Below are 20782 nucleotides of genomic sequence, written 5' to 3' on the forward strand. Positions count from 1 at the left end.
GCCCTGTCGAATGCACACCTACCCATAAAGGCGCAGATCGATTGAGGCCGGTTTTTTCAGTTAAGCACCGTCATCCGGGTTAAAAAAGTGGCATACGCGCCGAATGCCCGGCGCGTTCGCCGTCTAACGCGTTTAACAAGTGGCGCTCCAGTACCGCCTGTAACGCCTCGAAGCGCACCGGCTTGGCCAGGCGCTCGGTGATGCCGACGCCATGGCAGCGCTCGCGCTCGGAGGTATTCAGCGAGGTACTCAAGGCGATCACCGGCAATTCACTGCCGCCAGGCAGCGCACGAATCTGACAACACAACGAGAAACCGCCTTCAGGTATGTCCAACAAGACGGCGTCGAAGTTTTGCCCCTGCAAGGCCGCCAACGCAGCCGGACCACCGTCCACGGTTTTCACTCGGTAACCCAGCTTGAGCAACATGCCACGCACCACCAACTGGCCGACGCTGTTGTCATCCACCAGCAATACCGCGCAGTCCTGGGGCGCGCGCTGCCGATCGGGCGCCGGTTTTGCCTCGGGCGGCACCGGGCTGACTTTCACGTCCAGCTGGAAGCGGCTGCCCTTGTGCGGCTCGGAATGATGGGTAAGGCGCCCGCCCAACAACTCGATCAATTGCCGGCAGATGGCCAAGCCGATACCCAGGCCGCCGTATTCGCGGGTCATGGAGCCATCGAGCTGGAAAAAGCGCTGGTACAAGGTGGCCTCGTCGAGGAAGGCGAAACCAATACCGGTGTCGGTAACAATGAAGCTCAGGCGCACACCACCGTCACTGTGAGGCACACCTACCACGCGCAGGCGCACGGAGCCTTCGCGGGTGAACTTGAAAGCGTTGTCCAGCAAGCAATCCAGGCACTGGACCAGTTTGTCGACGTCGCCCACCACACGGTCCGGCAGCTCATCGGCCACATCAATGGAAAATGCCAGGCCTTTGCCTTGGGCGCTGGCGTTGAATTGCTGGCGCAAGGTGTCGAGCACGCCGCGCAGGCTGAACACCCGAGGCTGGGCACTCAGGCGCCCGGCCTGCAATTCGGTGAGCGTGAGGATGCCATTGACCATGCGCATCATGTCCCGTGCCGAACCGGCGGCAGTTTGCTGGTACTGCGCCAGGTCATCGTCCAACGGCACCGTTTGCATCAGCTCAAGGGAGCCGATCACACCGTTCATGGGCGTGCGCAGTTCGTGGGTCAGCGTCGCGAGGAATTCATCCTTGAGACGGTTGCTGCGGGCCAGTTGCTGGTTGAGCACTTCGAGCTTCTGACTGGCATCGAACAGGATCTGCGCCTGTTGCTCACGCATGCCATTGATGCGGTCGGCGAGGGCCAGGGATAACAGCGCCACTTCAATCGCCGAGCCGATCTGGCTGGCGTACATGGTGAGGAACACATTGGGCAGGTAGCCCAGCACCATCAGCGTGTTCACCACCCCGCCCAGCAGGAACGCCGACCAGGCGATGATGAAATACCGCGCCACCCGCTGGCCGCAGTACCAGGCCTTGATGGCGGCGACGAAGATGGTCACGGTGAATACCAGCGCTAGGCCGGTGGCCAGGCGCAAGGCCAGGGCGTAGCTGGTCAGCAGCGCCAGCGCCATCACTACGCCGCCGCACACCGCCAGTGTCAGCAAGACCCGGTTGAGCCAGCGGCTGTGCTGCGCGGTATGCAGGAAGCTACGGGCGAACAGGCTGCCGAACAGCGCCGCCGAACCGATCAGCAACGGCACCGCCGCATTCGCCCACCACGGGTTGTTGGGCCAGAAGTACTGCACCGCCACGCCATTGACCGAGAGTTGGTACAGGCCAAACGAGGCGATATAGAGGATGTAATACAGGTAGCTGGTGTCGCGCACGCTCAGGTAGATGAACAGGTTGTAGACCAGCATCCCCAGCAATACGCCGTAGATCACCCCAAGCACAGACAGGCGCAACGGTTGTTGCTCCAGGTAAGCGGTGCCGGACCAGAGCGTCAGCGGCGCCTGGATCGAGCCCTCACTTTGCAGGCGCAGGTAGAGTGTTTGCTGCTGGTCAGGCACAAAATTGAGCTTGAACAGGTAGTTGCTCTGGCTGACTTCACGGCTGGAAAAAGGCAGCGCACTGCCGGTGCGGATGGCCAGCCGATAGTTGCCGGTGCCATCGTTCTGGTACAGGTCCAGATGATTCAGCGGTGGGTAAGCCAACTCCAGGAACCAGGTACGCGGTGCGCGGGGGTCTTTGGCCATGTAATGCAGGTCGACCTTGAGCCAGAACACCGACCGCGAATAGCCGGCATTGAGGGTGGCTTTGTCATGGTGCTTGAATTGCGCAGCGTAGGCGGGGGAGCTTACTTCGGCGATGGTGAGGGCATCGGTTGGGTCTTCGAGCACTTGCATGGCTCGGCCCAGCGGCAGGCTTCGGGTGTCCTGGTTGAACTCAATGGCGCTGGCGAGCATCGGCAGCCCGCACAACAATAGAATCAGAAAATAGCGCATAGAGCCCCAGCGTGGCCTGTCCGGTTATGTCAAAAGCCCCCCATTCCTTTTGAGAAGACGTACACCGGCGGTACAGTAAGTTGTTTGGATCCACTTTAGCATAGCCGCTAAAGGCCATTGGACACCATTGAAATAATTTTTTGAAAGGCTCTAGAACAAGGCTTTCAGCGCGTTTCAGCGGCCGACGAAACGCCAAAAAAGCGGTGCTTTCAGGCCAAAATTCAACCATCGCCCGACGGCCCCGCCAAAAGCGTTTGGTGGTAAGCTCGCGCACCATGAATATCTACAGCTCTCGCCCCGTTGTCCTCTGTCTCTCCGGCCATGATCCCAGTGGTGGCGCCGGCTTGCAGGCAGATATCGAAGCCCTGCTCGCCCAGGGGTGCCATGCGGCTCCAGCCGTCACCGCCCTGACCGTGCAGAACACCGTCAATGTCAGCGATTTTCGCGTGCTCGACCGTGAGTGGGTACTGGCCCAGGCCAATGCAGTGCTCGGCGACTCCGAAGTGGCGGCGGTCAAGCTGGGCATGCTCGGCTCCACCGCGATGGTCGACACCGTGGTCGAACTGCTGCAGGCGCACCCGCACCTGCCGGTAGTGTGCGACCCGGTGCTGCGCGCCGGCGGCGGTGGCAGCCTGGGCAAGGACGAAGTCGGCTACGCCATGCGCGAGCGGTTGTTGCCGTTGTCGCTGATCGCCACGCCGAACCTGCCTGAAGCCCGCATCCTCGCCGAACTGCCCGAGGGCACCGCCGACGAATGCGCCGAGAAGCTGTTGCCGTTTATCAAGCACCTGTTGATCACCGGCGGCCATGGCGATGAGCACGAAGTGCACAACCGTCTCTACAGCCGTGATGGCACGCGCCAGACCTTTACCTGCCAGCGCCTGCCCGGCAGCTATCACGGTTCGGGCTGCACCCTGGCCAGCGCCCTGGCCGGACGGATCGCCCAAGGCGAAGGGCTGGTAAGTGCGGTGCAGTCGGCACTTAACTACACTTGGCGCACCCTGCGTGACGCCGAACAACTCGGCCGGGGCCAGTTTGTACCGCGCCGGCTGCCGCTGGATTTCTGCTCGTAACTTTCTGCTCTTAAAAGCAAGAGGCCTGCCCGATGAAACTACGTGGCCTTTACGCCATTACCGACAGCCAACTGTTGGCCGGCAAGTTCCTCGCCTACGTCGAAGCGGCATTGGACGGTGGCGTGACCCTGCTGCAATACCGCGACAAAAGCAGCGACGAAGCCCGGCGCCTGCGCGAAGCGGAAAAACTGCGGGAGCTGTGCTCGCGCTACAAGACCCAGCTTATTATCAATGATGACTTTGACTTGGCCGCGCGCCTGGGCGTCGGCGTGCACCTGGGCCAGACCGACGGCCCCCTGACGCCGGCTCGTGCGCTGCTCGGCTCCAAGGCAATCATCGGCGCCACCTGCCACGGCCAGATCGAACTGGCCGAACAGGCGGCGAAGGAAGGCGCCAGTTATGTCGCCTTCGGCCGCTTCTTCAATTCCAACACCAAGCCGGGCGCTCCGGCCGCCAGCGTTGAAATGCTCGCCGAGGCCCGCAAGCGCCTGCACGTGCCGATCTGCGTGATCGGCGGCATCACCCTGGAGAACGCCGAACCGCTGGTAGCCCATGGTGCCGACCTGCTGGCCGTGGTCCACGGCCTGTTCGGTGCCGACAGCACCCAGGAAGTCACGCGTCGCGCCCGCGCCTTCAACGACCTTCTTAAAATTTCAGTTTAGAGAGCCCGATCATGTCTCGTTCAGAAACCCTGTTTGCCGATGCCCAGAAACACATCCCCGGCGGTGTGAACTCCCCCGTGCGTGCGTTCAAGAGCGTGGGTGGCACGCCGTTGTTCTTCAAGCATGCCGAAGGCGCCTACGTCACCGACGAAGACGACAAGCGCTACGTGGATTACGTCGGCTCCTGGGGGCCGATGATCCTCGGCCACAGCCACCCGGACGTGCTGGACGCAGTGCGCAAGCAGCTGGAACACGGGCTGTCCTACGGCGCGCCGACCGCCATGGAAACCGAGATGGCCGACCTGGTATGCAGCATCGTGCCGTCGATGGAGATGGTGCGCATGGTCAGTTCCGGCACCGAAGCCACCATGAGCGCGATTCGCCTGGCCCGTGGTTTCACCGGCCGCGACAGCATCATCAAGTTCGAAGGCTGCTACCACGGCCACTCCGACAGCCTGCTGGTCAAAGCCGGTTCCGGCGCGCTGACCCAAGGCGTACCCAGCTCGGCCGGTGTACCGGCAGCGTTCGCCAAACACACCCTGACCCTGCCGTTCAATGACATCGGCGCCGTCGAGCAGATGCTCAGCGAAGTCGGCCAGGACGTGGCCTGCATCATCGTCGAGCCGGTGGCCGGCAACATGAACTGCGTGCCGCCCGCCCCAGGCTTTCTGGAAGGCCTGCGCGAACAATGCGACAAGCACGGCGTGGTGCTGATTTTCGACGAAGTGATGACCGGCTTCCGCGTTGCCCTCGGCGGAGCCCAGGCGCACTACGGCGTCACGCCGGACCTGAGCACCTTCGGCAAGATCATCGGTGGCGGCATGCCGGTAGGCTGCTTCGGTGGCAAGCGCGAAATCATGCAGCACATCGCGCCGCTGGGCCCGGTGTACCAGGCCGGCACACTCTCGGGTAACCCGCTGGCCATGGCGGCGGGCCTGACTACCCTGCGCCTGATCAGCCGCCCGGGCTTCCACGCCGAGCTGACCGATTACACCAGCCGCCTGCTGGACGGCCTGCAGCAGCGCGCCGATGCCGCCGGTATCCCGTTCGTGACCACGCAAGCGGGCGGCATGTTTGGCCTGTACTTCAGCGGCGCCGATGACATCGTCACCTTTGATGATGTGATGGGCAGCGATGCCGACCTGTTCAAGCGCTTCTTCCACCTGATGCTGGAGGGCGGCGTGTACCTGGCGCCGAGCGCCTTTGAAGCGGGCTTCACCTCGATCGCCCATGGCGATGCCGAGCTGAAACTGACCCTGGATGCCGCCGAACGCGCCTTCGCCGCACTGAAATAAACCGGTGCAAAAACCTGACGTCGCTGTGGGCGGCGTCAGATTTGCTACTTTGCTTACAGAGATTTCCTTATTTTTCCGAGAATTTACCTGCAATCCGGCAGATAACTTGCCCAAGCAGCAGAAAAACGAGTAAAGACTTTGTAAGCAGAGGCCTGCTTATTTCATAATGCGCGCTTATTGGATCCCGTGAGGATCCGCGCGCCCCGTCAGAGGTAAGTCGATTCCCATGAAACGCACCGGCCGCACCCTGGTACTGGGCTGCCTGTTGCTCCTTCAGCCGCTGCTGGCATATGCCCAGGCAGGCGGCAACTCGTTGTTAATCCCAGCGATGGGTCGTTGCACCCTCAATACCCAGCCAGACAGCCAGGCCGAATCCCTGAGCGCGTGTCAGAAACAGGCCGACGGTGGGGATGCGCAGGCGCAATACGAGTTGGGCGAGTACTACCACGACAGCAAGAACCCCGCCCGCGACCTCAACAAAGCCTTGAGCTACTTCGAGAAAGCCTCGTTGCAGGGCCACGCGCAGGCGCAATTCCAGCTGGGCACCATGTTCTTCAAAGGCGAAGGCGTGCCGGCCAATAACGTCCAGGCCTATATCGTCCTGAAAATGGCCGCGGTCAACGGCGCCGAAGACGCGCTGGACACCGCCGACGAAGTCGCCGAGCACATGCAACGCGATGAATTGGAAGTGGCCACCCAGGTACTGGGGCAGATTTTTCGCAACTACCTGCTGGAACTGCAGAGTGCCGATGGGCGCTCGCCCTTCTCACCCCTGCCCTGACACCCAGCCTATTTCTCAGGCATCGGCATCGGAAACGGCATGACATTGCTCATGCCTCGGGCTTCGCTGATCTTCGGCGTGCCCAGGCGCTCGACTTCATCGATGCGCACGATCGAATGCATCGGCACAAAACTGCGCACCACGCCTTCGAACTGGGCCTTGAGTTTTTCCTCGCCCGGATCGACGACCAGCTGCGTGCGCTCGCCAAAGACGAACTCTTCCACTTCCAGGAAGCCCCACAGATCACTTTGATAGATCTGCTTGGCGTACATTTCGAACACCTGGCCCTGGTTGAGGAAAATCACCTTATAGATTGGAGCTTCACGTTTGGTCATGGTGGGTGAGGAACACATGGGGGATATAAAAGAGGGCGCGAACTATAGCATGGCACCCGATGCACAGTGCTAGGAACCGATGGGCATGACCCCTATAATGCGCGGTTCTTTACCACCAGTTGACGATTCCCATGGCCAAGAAGCTTTATATCGAAACCCACGGTTGCCAGATGAACGAGTACGACAGCTCGCGCATGGTCGACCTGCTGGGTGAACACCAGGCCCTGGAAGTCACCGCCCGCGCCGAAGATGCCGACGTGATCCTGCTCAATACCTGCTCGATCCGCGAGCGGGCCCAGGACCGTGTGTACTCGCAGCTGGGCCGCTGGCGCGAATTGAAACTGGCCAACCCGGACATGGTGATCGCCGTCGGCGGTTGCGTGGCCAGCCAGGAAGGCGCCGCGATCCGCGACCGCGCGCCGTATGTCGACGTGGTCTTCGGCCCACAGACCCTGCACCGCCTGCCGGAAATGATCGACGCCGCGCGCATCACCAAGCTGCCCCAGGTCGACGTCTCGTTCCCGGAAATCGAAAAATTCGACCACCTGCCCGAGCCGCGCATCGACGGGCCGAGCGCCTACGTATCGGTGATGGAAGGCTGCAGCAAGTACTGCACCTTTTGTGTGGTGCCCTACACCCGGGGCGAAGAAGTCAGCCGGCCGTTTGACGACGTGCTCGCGGAAATTATCCACCTCGCCGAAAACGGCGTGCGCGAAGTGACCCTGCTGGGCCAGAACGTCAACGGCTATCGCGGCCTGACCCACGACGGGCGCCTGGCTGACCTGGCGGAGCTGATCCGCGTGGTCGCTGCGGTGGATGGCATCGAGCGCATTCGCTACACCACCTCGCACCCGCTGGAGTTCTCCGACAGCCTGATCCAGGCCCATGCCGACGTGCCGGAACTGGTCAAACACCTGCATTTGCCGGTGCAATCGGGCTCGGACCGCATCCTCTCGGCGATGAAACGCAACCACACCGCTCTGGAATACAAATCCAAACTGCGCAAATTGCGCGCAGCGGTGCCGGGCATCTGCATCAGTTCAGACTTTATTGTCGGCTTCCCCGGCGAAACCGAGAAAGACTTCCAGCAGACCATGAAGCTGATCGAAGACGTCGGTTTCGACTTTTCCTACTCGTTCGTCTACAGCCAGCGCCCAGGCACCCCGGCGGCGGACCTGCTGGACGAAACCCCGGAAGCGCTGAAAAAAGAGCGTTTGAACGCGCTGCAACATCGCCTTAACCAGCAGGGTTTCGAGATCAGCCGACAAATGGTCGGTTCGATCCAGCGCATCCTAGTCACTGACTACTCGAAAAAAGACCCTGGCGAATTGCAGGGCCGCACCGAGAACAACCGGATCGTCAACTTCCGTTGCGACAATCCAACCCTGATCGGCCAATTTGCCGATGTGCACATCGATGCGGCGCAACCGCACTCGTTGCGCGGGTCTCTGGTGCAATAAATGTGGGAGGGGGCTTGCCCCCGATGGCGGCGAATCAGACCACTCCTTTATTACTGACACACCGCTATCGGGGGCAAGCCCCCTCCCACATAGGAACCGTGCAACATTCCAATGACGTAAGTGCTTTCGTACCCGCGTCACTGGCGTTATCCTCTCTTTCACTTAAACAGCCAAAGGGCGGCTAAAAGCAACCTTGAACGCACCCATAGCAGAACCCCATCGTTTTCTCCTCGAGCCCTTTGAGGCTCGCCGTTTCGCCAACCTGTGCGGACAGTTCGACGAGCACCTGCGCCTGATCGAACAGCGCCTGAGCATCGAGATCCGCAATCGCGGCAATCAGTTCGAGCTCATTGGCGAACCCCAACACACCACGTCTGCAGAAAACCTGCTGCGCCGTCTCTACCGTGAAACCAAGGGTAGTGAGCTGTCGCCGGAAACGGTGCACCTGTACCTGCAGGAATCTGCCGTGGAAGACCTGGCCAACAACCCGGTGGCCGAAGCCAGCGTGGCCCTGCGCACCAAAAAAGGCATGATTCGCCCTCGCGGCTTGAATCAGCAGCGCTACGTCAAGGAAATCCTCGGTAACGACATCAACTTCGGCATCGGCCCCGCCGGTACCGGCAAGACCTACCTGGCCGTGGCCTGTGCGGTCGACGCCCTCGAGCGCGAGCAAGTACGCCGTATCCTGCTGGTGCGCCCAGCGGTCGAGGCCGGTGAAAAACTCGGCTTCCTACCCGGCGACCTGGCCCAGAAGATCGACCCGTACCTGCGGCCGCTCTACGACGCGCTTTACGAGATGCTCGGCTTTGAATACGTGGCCAAGCTGATCGAGCGCCAGGTGATCGAGATCGCCCCGCTGGCCTACATGCGCGGCCGCACCTTGAACAACAGCTTCATCATCCTCGACGAAAGCCAGAACACCACCGTCGAGCAGATGAAGATGTTCCTCACCCGTATCGGTTTCGGCTCCACCGCCGTGATCACCGGTGACGTCACCCAGGTCGACCTGCCCAAAGGCACCAAGTCCGGCCTGGCCCAGGTGATCGAGGTGCTCAAGGATGTGCCGGGTATCAGCTTCACGCACTTCATGCCCAAGGACGTGGTCCGCCACCCGCTGGTGCAGCGCATAGTCGAAGCCTACGAGCGCTTCGACCACCGCGATGACGCACCGGCCAAGGACGTTCGCCGCGATGCTTGAGCTTGACCTGCAGCTGGCCACCGAAGCGCCCGCCCCCAGCGAAGAACAGTTCCGTCAATGGTGCGCCCTGGCCCTGCGCCAGCGCACCGCCGACTCGGAGCTGACCATTCGCCTGGTGGACGAGCCCGAGGGCCGCGAGCTGAATCACACCTGGCGCCAGAAGGATTACGCGACCAACGTGCTGTCGTTTCCCGCTGACGTACCCGATGAGCTGCTGGACATCCCCTTGCTGGGCGACCTGGTGATCTGCGTCGAGGTGGTCGAGCGTGAAGCGAAGGAACAAGGCAAGGAACTTGAGGCTCACTGGGCCCATCTAGTCATCCACGGCTGCTTGCATCTCTTGGGTTACGACCATATAGACGATGAAGAAGCCGAGGAAATGGAAGCACTGGAACGAACGTTGCTTGCAGAATTGGGTCACCCAGATCCATATGCAGACGACGAAAACTGATCAACACTCAACTGTCACATCAAAGGATTTAGAGTAATCGCTATGAGCGAAGACCGATCGAGCAACGGGCAAAAGTCATGGCTGGGTAAACTGACCCAGGCTTTTGCCCACGAGCCGAAAAACCGCCAGGAGCTGCTGGAGCTGCTGCGCGAGGCCCACCAGAACAAGTTGCTGGACAGCGAAGCGCTGGCCATCGTCGAAGGCGCCATCCAGGTGGCTGACCTGCAAGTACGGGACATCATGGTCCCGCGTTCGCAGATGATCAGCATCAAGGCGACCCAGACTCCACGGGAATTCCTCCCGGCCGTGATCGACTCGGCGCACTCGCGTTACCCGGTGATCGGCGAAAGCCATGACGACGTCATGGGTGTCCTGCTGGCCAAGGACCTGCTGCCGCTGATCCTCAAGGAGAACGGTGACAGCTTCAACATCAAGGACCTGCTGCGTCCGGCCACCTTCGTGCCCGAATCCAAGCGCCTGAATGTGCTGTTGCGCGAATTTCGCGCCAACCACAATCACATGGCCATTGTGATCGACGAATACGGCGGTGTAGCAGGCCTGGTGACCATCGAAGACGTGCTGGAACAGATCGTCGGCGACATCGAAGATGAGCACGACGTCGAAGAAGACAGCTACATCAAGCCTCTGCCCAGCGGAGACTTCCTGGTCAAGGCGCTGACGCCGATCGAGAACTTCAACGAGTTCTTCGACAGCGAATTCTCCGACGACGAGTTCGACACCGTCGGCGGCCTGGTGATGAGTGCGTTCGGGCATCTGCCCAAGCGTAACGAAACCACCGAGATCGGCGCGTATCGCTTCCGCATCCTGAATGCCGACAGCCGCCGCATCCACTTGATTCGCCTGACACCTATTGCCCGCTAAGGATTGATATGCGCCGTCTGACCCGCCCCGGCTGGCCCGGTAATTTGCTGGCCGTGGTGGCCGGCGCCATCACCACCCTGGCGCTGGCGCCGTTCGACCTGTGGCCATTTGCACTGGTCGCGGTCGGGTTGTTCTATATCGGGCTGCGGGAACTGACGCCGCGGCAGGCCTTGGGCCGTGGCTGGTGCTTCGGCTTCGGCCTGTTTGGCGCGGGCACCAGCTGGATCTACTACAGCATCCACCACTTCGGCGGCGCCTCGGTGCTGCTGGCTGGCTTTTTGATGCTGTTGTTTACCGCCGCCATTGCCTGGTTTTTCGCCCTGCCCGCGTGGTTATGGGCGCGCTGGCTGCGTCGCAATGAAGCGCCGTTGGCGGATGCGCTCACGTTTGCCGCATTGTGGGTTGGCCAGGAAGCCTTTCGCGGCTGGTTCCTCACCGGTTTCCCGTGGTTGTACTCCGGTTACAGCCAGCTCGACGGCCCACTCACCGGCCTGGCGCCAGTGGGCGGGATGTGGCTGATCTCCTTTGCCCTGGCACTGACGGCGGCCCTGTTGTGCAACCTGCCGCGCCTGTTGGCCGGCAAGCGCAATGCGTTTATCGGCGCCGGCCTGGTGTTGCTGGTAGCGCCCTGGGCCATCGGCCTGGCACTCAAGCATCATGCCTGGACCAGCCCCTCCGGCGCGCCGCTGAGCGTGGCCGCGATCCAGGGCAACGTCGAACAAAGCATGAAGTGGGACCCCGAGCAGCTGAATGCGCAGCTCGCGCTGTACCGCGATATGAGCTTCAGCTCCAAACCGGTCGACCTGTTGGTGTGGCCGGAAACGGCCGTGCCGGTGCTCAAGGAGTCCGTCGAAGGCTACCTGGGGATGATGGGCAAGTTTGCGGCAGACCGTCACACCGCGCTGATTACCGGCGTGCCGATTCGCCAGGAAGTGCATCACCAGAAGCGCTACTTCAACGGCATCACGGTGGTGGGTGAAGGTGACGGTACGTACCTCAAGCAGAAGCTGGTGCCGTTTGGCGAGTACGTGCCGCTGCAGGATATGTTGCGCGGCCTGATCGCCTTCTTCGACCTGCCCATGTCGGACTTCGCCCGTGGCCCTGCCGACCAGCCGATGCTGCAAGCCAAGGGCTATCAGATCGCGCCGTTCATTTGCTACGAAGTGGTGTACCCGGAGTTCGCAGCCGGCCTTTCCGCCCAGAGCGACCTGCTGCTGACCATCAGCAATGACACCTGGTTCGGCCGCTCCATCGGCCCGTTACAGCACCTGCAAATGGCGCAGATGCGTGCGTTGGAGGCTGGCCGCTGGATGATCCGCGCCACCAATAATGGCGTAACCGGGTTGATCAACCCGTTTGGGCAGATCACCGTGCAAATACCGCAGTTCGAACGCGGCATTCTCTACGGCGAAGTGGTGCCGATGCACAACTTGACGCCGTACCTGCAATGGCGCTCGTGGCCGCTGATCATCGTGTGCCTGGGGTTGTTTGGTTGGGCGCTGCTGGCAGGCCGGATGGCCAAAACCGTCTAACAGAATCAAACCGAACCCAATGTGGGAGGGGCAAGCCCCCTCCCACATTTTGATCTGCATGTTAATCAGCAGTGTCAGCGATAAAACAACCGATACCCCACCAGCCCCACCGCCTCGTTGATCAATTGCCCGCTTTGCCACACCGACTTGAACTCCGGCATCCAGCCGCCCAGCGGCCGGGCGTTGTCCACGCCCAGGAACCCCACCGGCGCCGGCACCACGGTGAAGCCGGCCTTTTCAAAACTCCACACCGAACGCGGCATGTGCCAGGCCTGGGTCACGACCACCACACGCTTGATGCCCTCGGGCAATAGAATCTCGGCACTCATCTGCGCGTTTTCCCAGGTGGTGCGGCTGCGCTCTTCCTTCCAGCGCACAGCAACGCCGAAGTCATCCTGCATCGACACCGCCATCAATTGCGCCTCGCTGGGCGGCGTGCCGTAATGCAGGCCACCGGTCGTCAACACCGGCAGCCCGGAGGCCTTGGCCAGTCGCGCGGCATACCGCTGGCGCTCCAGGCCGATGCCGGTCGGCTGATCAGCACCCCATGCCGGGTCGCCGCGCTCGCGGCCCGAGCCCAGCACCACAATGGCGTCGGCGCGCTGGGCCAGGGTCGACCAGTCTTCATGCGCCAACGGCGGCTCGGTCTCCAGGGTCCGCGCGCCCCACTCCACCGTCACCGGCAGGCTGATAAACCACATGCCACCAAACCCCAGGGCAAAGCAGCAACCGGCCAACCGTGGGCGACTGCGACGAAACCACCAGGCAAGGGCCAGCAGCAGCAAAAGAATGCCGGGCGGCAGGAGCAGTTGTTTGATGAAATAACGAATAGGCATCGGGCATCTCCAAAGATGCCCGAAGCCTAAGGTGTAACGGGGTTTAGCGACAATCTTTACAGTGACATGGCGCGACGGTGTGGCTCAGGGGAATGAACTACTTGAAGCGGGCGGACCGGAGTCTTTCCGGGCCACGACCGGCTGACAAGTCCTTGAGCCACACCACCTTGGCTGAGTGCGTAGGCTCTTTGGCTGGCGGGGTTGCCACCCAAGGGGGCGCACTGCGCTTATTACGTTCCAGGTAAGCTTTGATCAGTTCCAGCTCCGCACGGCTCAAACCGCGCAGTTCCAACTCTACAGGCCGCTCATCACGCAATCGGCCCGCGGTCCTCGCTGCATCCAATGCACGACCCAATCGGTCGATCAGTCCTTCGTAGACGTCCGGTTTCGATGCGATTCGCTGCGATTCAACCATCCCCTCACCTCATTGAAGAAAGACTTGCTCCCCAATAAACAGCGTAGTCCCCGTGGCTGCGCCTGCCCGGCGCCGCGACAGACGGCCCTTGCCGCGCAATCAGGGTTTCCCTCGATAGAGTGGGGTCATGTATGCTACGGCGCTTCCTGTAACTCCACTTCCCGCAGGGTTTGGGCACGGACGCGCCGCTTTTTGGTGTCGAACCACCTGAACGTTGCACCGAAGAGGATTAGGCCACCCCTATTCAGTTCAAAAGTAGCCATGCACGAACAATATCAGCCCCGTGAAATAGAAAATGCCGCCCAAACCTTCTGGGACGAGCAAAAGTCCTTTGAAGTCAGTGAACAGCCAGGCAAGGAGACTTTCTATTGCCTGTCGATGTTCCCTTACCCCAGCGGCAAGCTACACATGGGGCATGTGCGCAACTACACCATCGGCGACGTGATTTCCCGCTACCAGCGCATGCAAGGCAAGAACGTCCTGCAACCGATGGGTTGGGACGCCTTCGGTATGCCGGCGGAAAACGCCGCGATGAAAAACAACGTGGCCCCCGCCAAGTGGACCTACGAAAACATCGCCTACATGAAGACCCAGCTGCGCAGCCTGGGCCTGGCGGTGGACTGGTCCCGCGAAGTCACCACCTGCAAGCCGGATTACTACCGCTGGGAACAATGGCTGTTCACGCGCCTGTTCGAAAAAGGTGTGATCTACAAAAAAAGCGGCACCGTGAACTGGGACCCGGTCGACCAGACCGTACTGGCCAACGAACAGGTGATCGACGGTCGCGGCTGGCGCTCCGGCGCGCTGATCGAAAAGCGCAAAATCCCGATGTACTACTTCAAGATCACCGCCTACGCGGATGAACTCTTGTCGAGCCTCGATGATTTGCCGGGCTGGCCTGAACAGGTCAAGACCATGCAGCGCAACTGGATCGGCAAATCCAAGGGCATGGAAGTGCAGTTCCCCTACAACGTCGACTCCATCGGCGAAGCGGGCGCACTCAAAGTCTTCACCACCCGTCCGGACACCCTGATGGGCGCGACCTACGTCGCCGTGGCCGCCGAGCACCCGCTGGCCACCCAGGCCGCACAGAACAACCCTGAGCTTGCAGCGTTCATCGCCGAATGCAAAGGCGGCAGCGTGGCCGAAGCCGACGTCGCCACCCAGGAGAAAAAAGGCCTGCCGACCGGCCTGTTCGTCGAGCACCCGCTGACCGGCGAGAAGTTGCCGGTATGGGTCGCCAACTACGTGTTGATGCACTACGGTGATGGCGCAGTAATGGCTGTGCCAGCCCACGACGAGCGCGATTTCGAATTCGCCACCAAGTACAACCTGCCGATCAAGTCGGTGGTGCGCACCAGTTCGGGCGACACCAACCCGGCCCCGTGGCAAGACGCCTACGGCGAGCACGGCACGCTGATCAACTCCGGCGAGTTCGACGGCCTGGACTTCGCCGGCGCCTTCGACGCCATCGAAGTCGCACTGATCAAGAAGAACCTCGGTGCCTCGCGCACCCAGTTCCGCCTGCGCGACTGGGGCATCAGCCGCCAGCGCTACTGGGGCTGCCCGATCCCGATCATCCACTGCGAAACCTGCGGTGACGTTCCGGTGCCGGAAGATCAACTGCCGGTCGTCCTGCCGGAAGACGTGGTGCCGGACGGCGCCGGTTCGCCATTGGCACGCATGCCTGAGTTCTATGAGTGCAGCTGCCCGAAATGCGGCCAGCCTGCCAAGCGCGAAACCGACACCATGGACACCTTCGTCGAGTCCTCGTGGTACTACGCTCGCTACGCGTCGCCGCACTATGAAGGCGGCCTGGTGGAAAAGTCCGCGGCCGACCACTGGTTGCCGGTGGATCAGTACATCGGCGGTATCGAACACGCCATTCTTCACCTGCTGTACGCGCGCTTCTTCCACAAGCTGATGCGCGACGAAGGCCTGGTGAGCTCCAACGAGCCGTTCAAGAACCTGCTGACCCAGGGCATGGTGATCGCCGAGACCTACTATCGTCGCGAAGCCAATGGCGCCTACACCTGGTTCAACCCGGCGGACGTCGAGCTTGAGCGCGACAGCAAAGCCAAGGTCATCAGCGCCAAGCTGATCGCCGACGGCCTGCCGGTGGAAATCGGCGGCACCGAGAAGATGGCCAAGTCGAAGAACAACGGCGTCGACCCTCAGTCGATGATCGATCAGTTCGGCGCCGATACCTGCCGCCTGTTCATGATGTTCGCCTCGCCGCCTGACATGAGCGCCGAATGGTCCGACTCCGGCGTCGAAGGTTCGCACCGCTTCCTCAAGCGCGTCTGGCGCCTGGCGCACGCCCATGTCAGCCAGGGCCTGCCGGCCAAGCTGGACGTGGCGTCGTTGAGCGACGAGCAGAAACTCATTCGCCGCAGCACCCACCTGGCCATCAAGCAAGCCAGCCAGGACGTGGGCCAGAACCACAAGTTCAACACCGCCATCGCCCAGGTGATGACGCTGATGAACGTGCTGGAAAAAGCCCCGCAGGCGACCGAACAGGATCGCGCGCTGGTGCACGAAGGCCTGGAAACGGTCACCCTGCTGCTGGCTCCGATCACCCCGCACATCAGCCATGACCTGTGGAGCCGCCTGGGCCACAGCGACGCGGTCATTGATGCGCGCTGGCCGGTGCAGGATGACAGCGCCCTGGTACAGGACACGTTGCAACTGGTGATCCAGGTCAACGGTAAACTGCGCGGCCAGATCGACATGCCGGCCAGTGCCAGCCGTGAAGAAGTCGAAGCGGCCGCACGCGTCAACGAGAACGTGCTGCGCTTTACCGAAGGCCTGACGATCCGCAAAGTGATCGTGGTGCCTGGAAAACTGGTCAATATCGTCGCTAGCTAATCGGATCGGGCGCAGGGCTTGAGCCCTGCGCCGAACAAAGCCTTCAGGGCCTCGATAAGGCCCACATGGTTTCAAGGGGAGCAACAAAATGATCAAACGCAATCTGCTGGTTATGGGCCTTGCCGTACTGCTGAGCGCTTGCGGCTTCCAGCTGCGCGGCACCGGCACCAATGACCTGACGATCAAGGAACTGGACCTCAGCGCTCGCGACGCCTACAGCGAGACAGTAACCCAGCTGCGCCAGGTCCTGGAAAACAGCGGCGTGCACGTCTACACCGGTGCGACCTACAAGCTGTTCCTGGCTAACGAGAAAGAAACCCAGCGTAACCTGAGCTACGCCAGCGCCGGGCGCGCGTCCGATGTCGAACTGAGCACGGTGCTCAGCTTTGAAATCCAGGGCCGCGATCACCTGCCATTGATGAATGACGACATTCAGGTGCAGAAGATTGTCAGCCACGATGGTAACAACCTGGTGGGTTCGGACTCCGAAATCATCCAGGTGCGCAAGGAGATGCGTCGCGAGCTGGTGCAACGCATGGTCCTGCGCCTGTCGCTGCTCACCCCACAACAGCTGGAAACCTTGCAGCAACGCGCTGACGACAAGGCCAAGGCCGATGCCGACGCGCTGAAAGCCGCGAAAGAGTACGAAGACAACACGCCGAAACAATCGCCTGTTGAAGTACCTGTCGAGTAAGCCAGACGGGGCGCCCCAGGCGCCCCGTTCGCCCTGCCTATGAAACTCGCCCCCGCCCAACTCGCCAAACACCTGCAAGGTGGCCTCGCGCCTGTCTACATTGTCAGCGGCGATGACCCGCTGCTGTGCCAGGAAGCCGCCGACGCCATTCGCGCCGCCGCGCGCCAGCAAGGCTTCGATGAGCGCCAGGTGTTCAGCGCCGACGCCAGTTTCGACTGGGGCACGTTGCTGCAAGCCGGTGCAAGCATGTCGCTGTTCGCCGAAAAACGCCTGCTGGAGCTGCGCCTGCCGTCGGGCAAGCCCGGCGATAAGGGCGCGGCTGCACTGATGGAATACTGCTCGCGGCCCGCCGAAGACACGGTGTTGCTGATCAGCTTGCCCAAGCTCGACGGCAGCGCGCAGAAGACCAAGTGGGGCAAGGCCCTGGTGGATGGGGCGCAGACCCAGTTCATCCAGATCTGGCCAGTGGACAGCAATCAGTTGCCGCAATGGATTCGCCAGCGCCTGTCCCAGGCGGGGCTGTCCGCGACACAGGATGCAGTGGAGCTGATCGCAGCGCGGGTCGAAGGCAACTTGCTTGCCGCCGCCCAGGAGATCGAAAAGCTCAAGCTGATGGCCGAAGACGGGCAGATCACCGTCGAGACCGTCCAAGGCGCAGTAGCAGACAGTGCACGTTTTGACGTGTTCGGGCTGGTGGATGCGATCCTCAACGGTGAGCCCGCCCATGCCCTGCGCATGCTCGAAGGCCTGCGCGGCGAAGGTGTGGAGCCGCCGGTGATTCTCTGGGCCCTGGCTCGTGAGCTACGAGTATTGGCCAATATTGCCCTGCAATACAGCCAAGGCACGCCGCTGGACAAATGCTTCAGCCAGGCTCGGCCACCGGTGTGGGACAAGCGCAAACCCCTGATGAGCAAAGCCCTGCAACGGCACTCGGCGCAACGCTGGGCACAGCTGTTGCTGGAGGCACAGCGCATTGATGCACAGATCAAGGGCCAGGCGGCGGGCTCGCCGTGGATGAGCCTCAGCCGTTTGTCGCTGTTGATGTCCGGACAGCGCCTTACATTACCTGCCGAATAACTCCTCCCTTAAAAACGCTGCAAAGCCCCTCCCACATTTTTGATTACGTTTACAATTCATGGGCTTTACAGCGGCCTAACTTCGGCAGATTATTTGCGCCGCATCCCCCCTATCAAGAGCATCGACCATGAGCAAAAAGCCATCCAAGCATGGCCCCAACAAGGCCAAATCCATCATCGCCCAGCCACTGTTCCGCAGCCGTCAGGAACGCGCCGGCAAGGGCAAAGGCAGCTACCGCCGCGAAGCCTTCCAGTCTAATAGCTGGGAGGCTTCTTACTTTCTGGCTGCCTGAAGGCAAGCGCCCCTCTGGCATGATAAGGTCTGTGCCTGATTTGTAATTCCTGGACCTGTGCATGCCCTCTTGTCTTTCCCGTCGTTGGCACCTTCGCCAATTGATCGCTGCCTCCAGCCTCATTCTGCTTGTCGCCTGCGCGGAAAAACCCACCGCCGCCGACGCCCAACCTCTGCCGAAGCTCCAGACCGCACCGGTGGCAGCACCTGCCGTCGTGGCCCCTCTGGCCGTGGACAATCTCGACATCCAACCGACCCAGACCTTTGCTGAATGGCAGGCTGGCTTTCGCGCGCAAGCCCTGCAGGCGGGCATCACTGCCGCTGTTTTCGACACTGCATTCGCCAATGTCACCCCCGACATGGCGGTGATCCGCGCCGACCGCAGCCAGCCGGAGTTTTCCCGCCCTGTGTGGGAATACCTCGACGGCGCCCTGTCGCCCGTGCGCGTACGCAATGGCCAGGCGCTGCTGGTCAAGTACGCCGACATCCTGCAAAACATCGAGCAGCGTTATGGCGTCGACCGCCAGGCGCTGGTCTCGGTGTGGGGCATGGAGAGTAACTTCGGCCAGTTCCAGGGCAACAACTCGGTGATCCGTTCCCTGGCGACCCTGGCCTATGAAGGCCGACGCCCGGCCTTTGCCCAGGCGCAATTGCTGGCGGCGTTGCAGATCATCCAGCACGGCGACATCGCCGCCGACCAGATGAAGGGCTCCTGGGCCGGGGCCATGGGCCAGACCCAGTTCATTCCGACCACTTACAACACCCACGCGGTGGACTTCGATGGCGACGGTCGCCGCGATATCTGGAACAGCCCCGCCGACGCCCTTGCGTCCACTGCGCACTACCTGCAAAGCTCCGGCTGGCAGAAAGGCCAACCGTGGGGCCTTGAAGTGCAGCAATTGCCGGCGAACTTCGATTACGCCCTGGCCGACGGCGGCGTGCGCAAGAGTATTGCCGACTGGCTGAAACTGGGCATTCAGTTGCCACCGGGCGCGAGCATGCCGCCGAACGTCGACCAACTTTCAGCCGCCCTGCTACTGCCGGCAGGCTACCGTGGCCCGGCGTTCCTGGTGCTGGATAACTTCCGCGCGATCCTCAAGTACAACAACTCGTCGTCCTATGCACTGGCGGTGGGCCTGCTGTCGGAGCGCTTTGGCGGCGGTGGTGTGATTCGTGGCGACTGGCCAAAGGATGAACTGCCGCTGAGCCGTTCCCAGCGCATTGACCTGCAGACGGCGTTGAGCGCCAACGGTTATGACGCGGGCAACCCGGATGGAATTATCGGCGCCAACACGCGCAAGGCGATTCGGGCGGCGCAGCAGGCACTGGGCTGGCCGGCAGATGGGTATCCGACGGTGAAGTTGCTGGAGTCGCTGCAAAACCGATAGATCCGCGCATGGCGACTATCGAAATCGGGGGCAAGCCCCCTCCCACATTTGACCGTACGCGGCCCCTGTGGGAGGGGGCTTGCTCCCGATTTCGATTTAGCCGGCAAAATCAGACTCAGGCTTTGAATACCACATCCTGCTCCAACACCAGCCGCTGCTCCCCCGCATCCAGCCGCACCAACGCGCCCATCGGCAGCGTCAGGTTCGGATCGCAGTGCCCGCTGCGCCAACCGGCCAGCACCGGTACGCACAGCGGCTCGAACGTCTGCTTCAGCAGGCGCTCCAGCGCAACGTTATCCACACCCGCCACATCTCCTACCAGCACACCGGCAACCTGGGCCAACTTGCCCGCCAGACGCAGGTGGGTCAGCAGGCGGTCAATGCGGTAGATCGGCTCGTTGACGTCTTCGATAAACAGGATGATGCCTTCAGCGTCGATTTCGTAAGGCGTGCCCATGACCGCCGCAATCATCGACAGGTTACCTCCCATCAAGCGCCCACAGGCAATGCCAGGCTCGATCGTGGTCAGCGGGTAGGCAACCGGGTGCGTCAGCACGCTGCCGGCGCCCAGTTGGCCGCGCAGAAGGCCGAACAATGACGACTCGGTAGGTGGTTGCTTGTCGCCGAGCAGGTCGGCATTGAGCATCGGGCCGTGGAAGGTCACGAAGCCGGCGTAGCGGTTGATCGCCAGATGCAGGGCGGTGATGTCGCTGTAACCCACGAAGGGCTTGGGATTGGCCCGCAGCAGGTCGAAGTCCAGCGCGTCGAGCAGCCGTGGTGTGCCGTAACCACCGCGCAGACAGAAGATAGCGTCAATTTCCGGATCCGCGAAGGCGGCGTGCAGGTCACGCAGGCGCACTGCATCGCTGCCGGCAAGGTAGCCGTCGCGCTCATAGACGCCAGGGGAAATTCGCAGATCGTAGCCGCGCGTGCGCATCCATTGGCCAGCCTTTTCAACGTCCAGTACGGCGGGGCCGGCGGGAGCGATCAGGGCAATGGTGCCTTCAGAACGAAGGGCTGGAACGGCTGCCGTCATACACAACTCTCCCTAACTAACGCAGAACGAAATGTGGG

Annotated in this window: 20 protein-coding genes; 14 read left to right on the forward strand and 6 right to left on the reverse strand. The window is 61.7% G+C overall.

What is annotated here, in order from left to right; translation table 11 throughout:
* Nucleotides 1-79: 79 nt before the first annotated feature.
* Nucleotides 80-2470: a hybrid sensor histidine kinase/response regulator gene (locus FIV39_RS22930; protein ID WP_090401941.1), complete on the reverse strand. Its 2391-nt coding sequence runs from the start codon at nucleotides 2468-2470 to the stop codon at nucleotides 80-82.
* A complete protein-coding gene (locus FIV39_RS33105) occupies nucleotides 2412-2747 on the reverse strand; it encodes a hypothetical protein (RefSeq protein WP_143513856.1) in 336 nt (111 codons plus the stop codon). Before FIV39_RS33105 ends, FIV39_RS22930 begins: the two co-directional genes overlap by 59 nt.
* Between FIV39_RS33105 and FIV39_RS22935 the strand changes: the two genes are divergently transcribed.
* From FIV39_RS22935 to FIV39_RS22950, 4 genes are all read left to right on the forward strand, one after another.
* Nucleotides 2746-3543 (forward strand): hydroxymethylpyrimidine/phosphomethylpyrimidine kinase, encoded by a 798-nt coding sequence (locus FIV39_RS22935; protein WP_090401939.1) that lies wholly within the window; start codon nucleotides 2746-2748, stop codon nucleotides 3541-3543. The genes FIV39_RS33105 and FIV39_RS22935 overlap by 2 nt on opposite strands.
* A 32-nt stretch (nucleotides 3544-3575) precedes the next feature.
* Entirely contained in the window at nucleotides 3576-4205 is a 630-nt protein-coding gene (gene thiE, locus FIV39_RS22940) for a thiamine phosphate synthase (RefSeq protein WP_090401937.1), read from the forward strand.
* 11 nt (nucleotides 4206-4216) lie between these two features.
* A complete protein-coding gene (gene hemL, locus FIV39_RS22945; RefSeq protein ID WP_090401934.1) occupies nucleotides 4217-5500 on the forward strand; it encodes a glutamate-1-semialdehyde 2,1-aminomutase in 1284 nt (427 codons plus the stop codon).
* A 226-nt stretch (nucleotides 5501-5726) separates the two neighbouring features.
* Nucleotides 5727-6281 carry a tetratricopeptide repeat protein gene (locus FIV39_RS22950; RefSeq protein ID WP_090401932.1) on the forward strand — a complete coding sequence of 185 codons (555 nt, stop codon included), beginning with the start codon at nucleotides 5727-5729 and terminating at the stop codon, nucleotides 6279-6281.
* A gap of 8 nt (nucleotides 6282-6289) precedes the next feature.
* On the opposite strand, the gene FIV39_RS22955 is transcribed toward FIV39_RS22950, so the two are convergent.
* Nucleotides 6290-6616 (reverse strand): DUF1820 family protein, encoded by a 327-nt coding sequence (locus tag FIV39_RS22955; protein WP_003215457.1) that lies wholly within the window; start codon nucleotides 6614-6616, stop codon nucleotides 6290-6292.
* Nucleotides 6617-6747: 131 nt separating this feature from the next.
* On the opposite strand from FIV39_RS22955, the gene miaB reads away from it, so the two are divergent.
* The 5 genes from miaB to lnt all read left to right on the forward strand — a co-directional run bounded on the left by miaB (nucleotide 6748) and on the right by lnt (nucleotide 12139).
* Nucleotides 6748-8076 carry a tRNA (N6-isopentenyl adenosine(37)-C2)-methylthiotransferase MiaB gene (gene miaB, locus FIV39_RS22960; protein ID WP_027605252.1) on the forward strand — a complete coding sequence of 443 codons (1329 nt, stop codon included), beginning with the start codon at nucleotides 6748-6750 and terminating at the stop codon, nucleotides 8074-8076.
* A 193-nt stretch (nucleotides 8077-8269) separates the two neighbouring features.
* Nucleotides 8270-9274, forward strand: coding sequence for a PhoH family protein (locus tag FIV39_RS22965; RefSeq protein WP_053138073.1), 1005 nt, complete (start codon nucleotides 8270-8272; stop codon nucleotides 9272-9274).
* Nucleotides 9267-9725: an rRNA maturation RNase YbeY gene (ybeY, locus tag FIV39_RS22970; protein ID WP_053138075.1), complete on the forward strand. Its 459-nt coding sequence runs from the start codon at nucleotides 9267-9269 to the stop codon at nucleotides 9723-9725. Before FIV39_RS22965 ends, ybeY begins: the two co-directional genes overlap by 8 nt.
* A 42-nt stretch (nucleotides 9726-9767) precedes the next feature.
* Nucleotides 9768-10607, forward strand: coding sequence for an HlyC/CorC family transporter (locus tag FIV39_RS22975; protein ID WP_005791724.1), 840 nt, complete (start codon nucleotides 9768-9770; stop codon nucleotides 10605-10607).
* An 8-nt stretch (nucleotides 10608-10615) separates the two neighbouring features.
* The gene (lnt, locus tag FIV39_RS22980) at nucleotides 10616-12139 is read left to right on the forward strand and encodes an apolipoprotein N-acyltransferase (protein WP_090401930.1); all 1524 of its coding nucleotides are present in this window, start codon (nucleotides 10616-10618) and stop codon (nucleotides 12137-12139) included.
* A gap of 74 nt (nucleotides 12140-12213) precedes the next feature.
* On the opposite strand, the gene FIV39_RS22985 is transcribed toward lnt, so the two are convergent.
* Together FIV39_RS22985 and FIV39_RS22990 are read right to left on the reverse strand one after the other, a co-directional pair.
* On the reverse strand, nucleotides 12214-12975 hold the full coding sequence (locus tag FIV39_RS22985; RefSeq protein WP_090401928.1) for a YdcF family protein: 762 nt from the start codon (nucleotides 12973-12975) through the stop codon (nucleotides 12214-12216).
* Between the two features lie 97 nt (nucleotides 12976-13072).
* Nucleotides 13073-13390 carry a hypothetical protein gene (locus tag FIV39_RS22990; protein ID WP_090401926.1) on the reverse strand — a complete coding sequence of 106 codons (318 nt, stop codon included), beginning with the start codon at nucleotides 13388-13390 and terminating at the stop codon, nucleotides 13073-13075.
* Between the two features lie 261 nt (nucleotides 13391-13651).
* Between FIV39_RS22990 and leuS the strand changes: the two genes are divergently transcribed.
* From leuS to FIV39_RS23015, 5 genes are all read left to right on the forward strand, one after another.
* Nucleotides 13652-16258 carry a leucine--tRNA ligase gene (leuS, locus tag FIV39_RS22995; RefSeq protein ID WP_090401924.1) on the forward strand — a complete coding sequence of 869 codons (2607 nt, stop codon included), beginning with the start codon at nucleotides 13652-13654 and terminating at the stop codon, nucleotides 16256-16258.
* An 88-nt stretch (nucleotides 16259-16346) separates the two neighbouring features.
* On the forward strand, nucleotides 16347-16952 hold the full coding sequence (locus tag FIV39_RS23000; protein WP_090401922.1) for an LPS-assembly lipoprotein LptE: 606 nt from the start codon (nucleotides 16347-16349) through the stop codon (nucleotides 16950-16952).
* A 39-nt stretch (nucleotides 16953-16991) separates the two neighbouring features.
* Nucleotides 16992-18029 (forward strand): DNA polymerase III subunit delta, encoded by a 1038-nt coding sequence (holA, locus tag FIV39_RS23005; protein WP_090401920.1) that lies wholly within the window; start codon nucleotides 16992-16994, stop codon nucleotides 18027-18029.
* A 127-nt stretch (nucleotides 18030-18156) separates the two neighbouring features.
* Nucleotides 18157-18321 carry an alternative ribosome rescue factor ArfA gene (arfA, locus tag FIV39_RS23010; RefSeq protein ID WP_003176285.1) on the forward strand — a complete coding sequence of 55 codons (165 nt, stop codon included), beginning with the start codon at nucleotides 18157-18159 and terminating at the stop codon, nucleotides 18319-18321.
* Nucleotides 18322-18382: 61 nt separating this feature from the next.
* Nucleotides 18383-19708, forward strand: coding sequence for a lytic murein transglycosylase (locus FIV39_RS23015; RefSeq protein ID WP_090401918.1), 1326 nt, complete (start codon nucleotides 18383-18385; stop codon nucleotides 19706-19708).
* A 115-nt stretch (nucleotides 19709-19823) separates the two neighbouring features.
* Here the strand turns inward: FIV39_RS23015 and FIV39_RS23020 are convergent, their stop codons facing one another.
* On the reverse strand, nucleotides 19824-20744 hold the full coding sequence (locus tag FIV39_RS23020; RefSeq protein WP_090401917.1) for a S66 peptidase family protein: 921 nt from the start codon (nucleotides 20742-20744) through the stop codon (nucleotides 19824-19826).
* Between the last annotated feature and the right edge of the window lie 38 nt (nucleotides 20745-20782).

Source organism: Pseudomonas grimontii (assembly GCF_007858185.1).
GTDB lineage: Bacteria > Pseudomonadota > Gammaproteobacteria > Pseudomonadales > Pseudomonadaceae > Aquipseudomonas > Aquipseudomonas grimontii.

Bases quoted from the DNA above. Each gene is read 5' to 3' on its own strand.
- FIV39_RS22930 (WP_090401941.1), bottom strand. From the start codon at position 2,470: ATGCGCTATTTTCTGATTCTATTGTTGTGCGGGCTGCCGATGCTCGCC.
- FIV39_RS22935 (WP_090401939.1), top strand. From the start codon at position 2,746: ATGAATATCTACAGCTCTCGCCCCGTTGTCCTCTGTCTCTCCGGCCAT.
- FIV39_RS33105 (WP_143513856.1), bottom strand. From the start codon at position 2,747: ATGGTGCGCGAGCTTACCACCAAACGCTTTTGGCGGGGCCGTCGGGCG.
- thiE (WP_090401937.1), top strand. From the start codon at position 3,576: ATGAAACTACGTGGCCTTTACGCCATTACCGACAGCCAACTGTTGGCC.
- hemL (WP_090401934.1), top strand. From the start codon at position 4,217: ATGTCTCGTTCAGAAACCCTGTTTGCCGATGCCCAGAAACACATCCCC.
- FIV39_RS22950 (WP_090401932.1), top strand. From the start codon at position 5,727: ATGAAACGCACCGGCCGCACCCTGGTACTGGGCTGCCTGTTGCTCCTT.
- FIV39_RS22955 (WP_003215457.1), bottom strand. From the start codon at position 6,616: ATGACCAAACGTGAAGCTCCAATCTATAAGGTGATTTTCCTCAACCAG.
- miaB (WP_027605252.1), top strand. From the start codon at position 6,748: ATGGCCAAGAAGCTTTATATCGAAACCCACGGTTGCCAGATGAACGAG.
- ybeY (WP_053138075.1), top strand. From the start codon at position 9,267: ATGCTTGAGCTTGACCTGCAGCTGGCCACCGAAGCGCCCGCCCCCAGC.
- FIV39_RS22975 (WP_005791724.1), top strand. From the start codon at position 9,768: ATGAGCGAAGACCGATCGAGCAACGGGCAAAAGTCATGGCTGGGTAAA.
- lnt (WP_090401930.1), top strand. From the start codon at position 10,616: ATGCGCCGTCTGACCCGCCCCGGCTGGCCCGGTAATTTGCTGGCCGTG.
- FIV39_RS22985 (WP_090401928.1), bottom strand. From the start codon at position 12,975: ATGCCTATTCGTTATTTCATCAAACAACTGCTCCTGCCGCCCGGCATT.
- FIV39_RS22990 (WP_090401926.1), bottom strand. From the start codon at position 13,390: ATGGTTGAATCGCAGCGAATCGCATCGAAACCGGACGTCTACGAAGGA.
- leuS (WP_090401924.1), top strand. From the start codon at position 13,652: ATGCACGAACAATATCAGCCCCGTGAAATAGAAAATGCCGCCCAAACC.
- FIV39_RS23000 (WP_090401922.1), top strand. From the start codon at position 16,347: ATGATCAAACGCAATCTGCTGGTTATGGGCCTTGCCGTACTGCTGAGC.
- holA (WP_090401920.1), top strand. From the start codon at position 16,992: ATGAAACTCGCCCCCGCCCAACTCGCCAAACACCTGCAAGGTGGCCTC.
- arfA (WP_003176285.1), top strand. From the start codon at position 18,157: ATGAGCAAAAAGCCATCCAAGCATGGCCCCAACAAGGCCAAATCCATC.
- FIV39_RS23015 (WP_090401918.1), top strand. From the start codon at position 18,383: ATGCCCTCTTGTCTTTCCCGTCGTTGGCACCTTCGCCAATTGATCGCT.
- FIV39_RS23020 (WP_090401917.1), bottom strand. From the start codon at position 20,744: ATGACGGCAGCCGTTCCAGCCCTTCGTTCTGAAGGCACCATTGCCCTG.